The organism is uncultured Ilumatobacter sp., assembly GCF_963980585.1.
Lineage (GTDB): Bacteria > Actinomycetota > Acidimicrobiia > Acidimicrobiales > Ilumatobacteraceae > Ilumatobacter_A.
The window spans coordinates 1-2,972 of sequence record NZ_CAXCAM010000087.1 but is presented as its reverse complement, the minus strand read 5'-3'; the positions used below and the strand labels follow the sequence as shown (position 1 = coordinate 2,972).

General features: G+C 63.1%; 2 protein-coding genes and 1 pseudogene. 1 reads left to right on the top strand and 2 read right to left on the bottom strand.

Features of this window, described 5'->3' with window-relative positions; all coding sequences use genetic code 11:
- Positions 1–1,135: pseudogene (locus ACH2DW_RS15205) on the top strand (hypothetical protein); the annotation flags it as partial.
- A 46-nt stretch (positions 1,136–1,181) separates the two neighbouring features.
- On the opposite strand, the gene ACH2DW_RS15200 reads toward ACH2DW_RS15205, so the two are convergent.
- Positions 1,182–2,465 (bottom strand): oxygenase MpaB family protein, encoded by a 1,284-nt coding sequence (locus tag ACH2DW_RS15200; RefSeq protein WP_394930591.1) that lies wholly within the window; start codon positions 2,463–2,465, stop codon positions 1,182–1,184.
- Positions 2,466–2,579: 114 nt separating this feature from the next.
- Positions 2,580–2,972, bottom strand: a 393-nt coding sequence (locus ACH2DW_RS15195) for a response regulator transcription factor (protein WP_394930590.1), incomplete at its 5' end; no start/stop codon positions are given.

The following is a 2,972-nucleotide window of genomic DNA, read 5'->3' as shown; positions in this document are numbered from 1 at the left end:
CGAGGACATCGAGGTCGTCCATTTTGCACGCCGCGCGCAGTCATTGGAAGAGTTGGCCGATGACGTCGACGTCGCGATCGTCGACATCGACTTCGCCGAAGGCGCCGCCTACCGTCGGATCGCTTCGACTGTCGCGCGGCTTCCCGACCTCCGGGTCCTCGCACTGACGACGTCGCCTGCCCGTCACGAAGATGTCGCTCGAGCGATCGGTGCCGGCGCCGTCGGCTTTGTTGATGTCGACGCTGATCCTGAGGAATTCACCGGTGCCGTGCACGCGGTGCAGGACGGCGAAATGTGGCTCCCCGGGGCCGCAACCGGAGCGGTGCTCCGAGATATCGCCTCTGACATCCAGGTCACTTCGAGCGAGCGGCGATCCCGGTTGGTTGCTGTTGCCCTCGGATTGGTTCCGGCGGCCGGGGCGTTGGCGGCCGTGCTGTCGTTGCTCTGGCGAAAGTACCTTGGTCACCTCGGGGTTCGTCCGGTCGACATCGCGCTTGATCCCACCACACGAGTTGTCGATGCGATCGTCACCATCTCACTTCTGGTCGCTGTGTTCGGGCCGCTCCTCTACGTTCGCAGCTGGCTTGACATCGGCGAAAAGTCGCTCGGCGAGCGGGGATCTCATTGGCTTGGCGAGCACCGGACCGTGGCCGGCACGGTCGTTGGCATGCTCCTCCTCGTCATCGGCGCTGCGCTGACTGTGTACGCCGATCTGGTCCTGGTCCTCGTGATCGGCCCGATCGTCGCGATCTCGATTCTGGCGGTCATCATCGGCCTCACCCACGAGCTGCCATCTGTGCTCCGGATCGATCTCATCCGTCCCCGCCGGGCAGCCTTCGCGGGGATTGCGATTGTGCTGCTCTTCATGTCAGCGCTCGGCACTGAGGTGCTCATCAGAGGCCCGGAGTTCGGTGTGAAGGGTGCTGAGGGCGCACTCATGACGAAGTTCATGGGTTTCCGTGCCACCCCAGCAATCGTCACCGATGTCGACGGTGCCCTGCCGGTGCGCCAACGCCTCTATCTCGGCGGGAACGCCGACCTCTACGTGTTCGTCGATCCGTGTCATGGCGACAAGATCGAGATGGTCTCGGTTGGATCGTCCAGGATCGAAATCGTCGACGAAATCTCCTGCTGACGGTCACTGTGTCGAGACGCCCCTCGTTGACTTCTTCGATTCGAGGTCAGTTCAGCTTGTATCGGTCAGCATCGGTGACGAAGTCGGCGTGGCCGTACATGTCAAGCAGCTTGGCGAGTCGCCGGTTGAGTCGTGCGTCAACGTAGCCGTCGACCAAGGGGAGGCGGAGGCCGAATCGGTAGAACATCGTCTTGAGCGCCACGGTTCCTGCTGCGACGCCAGCGGCCACCTTTTCGGCCGGACCAAAGGTGATGCCGATCGAGGCAGCGCGTGCTGTGTCGCCGCCGAGGAAACTCTTGATCAACACGAACTTCGAGAAGCCGTTCTCGAGCCATGCGTGCAGCCGACCCGTGATTGAGGACGTGTCGAACAGGTCGGCGTCCATGGTGCCGCGCACCAGCGCGCCGCACGTTTCGTCGTCGTATCCCTCGCGCAGCGAAACGTGCCGGGCAATGAGCAGGTCGACGATCTCCTGGGGTGTTTCGCCGAGCAGGTCTTCCGGAAGGCCGAGAAGGAAGCACCGGTAACGCGACAGTTCGACGCTGGCTCGTTGTTCGGGGGTGAAGTCGGTCTGTCCCTTGCGGAGCAGTTGTGCCGACATCAAGAAGACGCCGATCAGACCCGCAGGCATCTGGTCGGCCTGTGGAATCGGAATGCCGTAGGTGGCGACGTCCCACTGACCTGAATTGAGGATGTGGTAGCGAACCATCGAGTGCATGAGCCGTACCTTCGCCGCGGCCTCGAATCCTTTACCCGACCGCTGCAGGGCTCCCGGCATGGTCGTGGCGGTGAAGAAGCTCGCCGTCTCGAAGACCCGTTTGGCCGCCGCCTCGTCGGACAGCGTTCCGGTCATCGTCATCGGGAGTGCGGCGTATTTGTTGAGGAAGGTGGCGAGGAATGCCCCGCGGATCGCCAATGGTGTGGCAGTCGCCATCGGGATTCGTTCGGTTCGAGCGCCTTGCTCGACGAGTTCCATGTCGACCCAGGCGGGCGTGTTCTCCATGGCGGAGATGAGGTCGACGAGTTCGCGCGGTGCGTTCTCGACACTGTCGACGCCGCGTTCGCATGCGGCCTCCAACATCTCGACGAGGGCCCGGAAACCATGCTCGGGGATCAACGCGGCGTACGCGTCGGCGATGCGATCGCCGGTCATCGTGGCGTTGCGCATCGTCTCAAGGAGCTCCGGCCGATCGAAGACCCGGCGTACCGCGTCGCGGGTTGCCGCGAATCGCTCGTCGTCGATTGTCGCATTCTGATCCAGGCGCTCGGGCGTGACGGTGAAGTCGACCTCGCCGTAGATTCCTGGGAGGTCACCTCGTTGTCGAGTCACGCTGTCGGCGTACGCCCGTGTCTGCATGTCGGTCTGTGCTCCCTCTCGCGGTAACGAATTGGTCAGAGTACGCCGCCCTCGGTCCTCGAACCGCAACACTCGAGCGGGTGAGACCTAGAGCAGTTGGTGATCGCGAGCGGCTTGGACGGCTGCTTTGCGGTTGTCGACTCCGAGCTTGCGATAGATGGCGCTGGAGTGGGTCTTCACCGTATTGAGGGACACGTAGAGCTCGGATGCAATCTCACGTTGCGACATTTTCGTGGGCAGGTACCGCAAGACGGCGGTTTCGCGTGCCGTCAACTGCTCGACCAGTGCCTCGGCTCTGGCGCTCCTCGCCGCGGCAACGTTGTGCCGAGATTCGATCCGAGACAAGTAACGGTCAGCGATCCCTGGGTCGGGGCACCGATTGATGACCGACCGCGCTTCAGTGAGGAGGGCGTGTCCAGCTGGATCACCCAGATCAATGAGCGTGTCGCCACAGATGGTCAGGACGTAGGCCAACGCGAG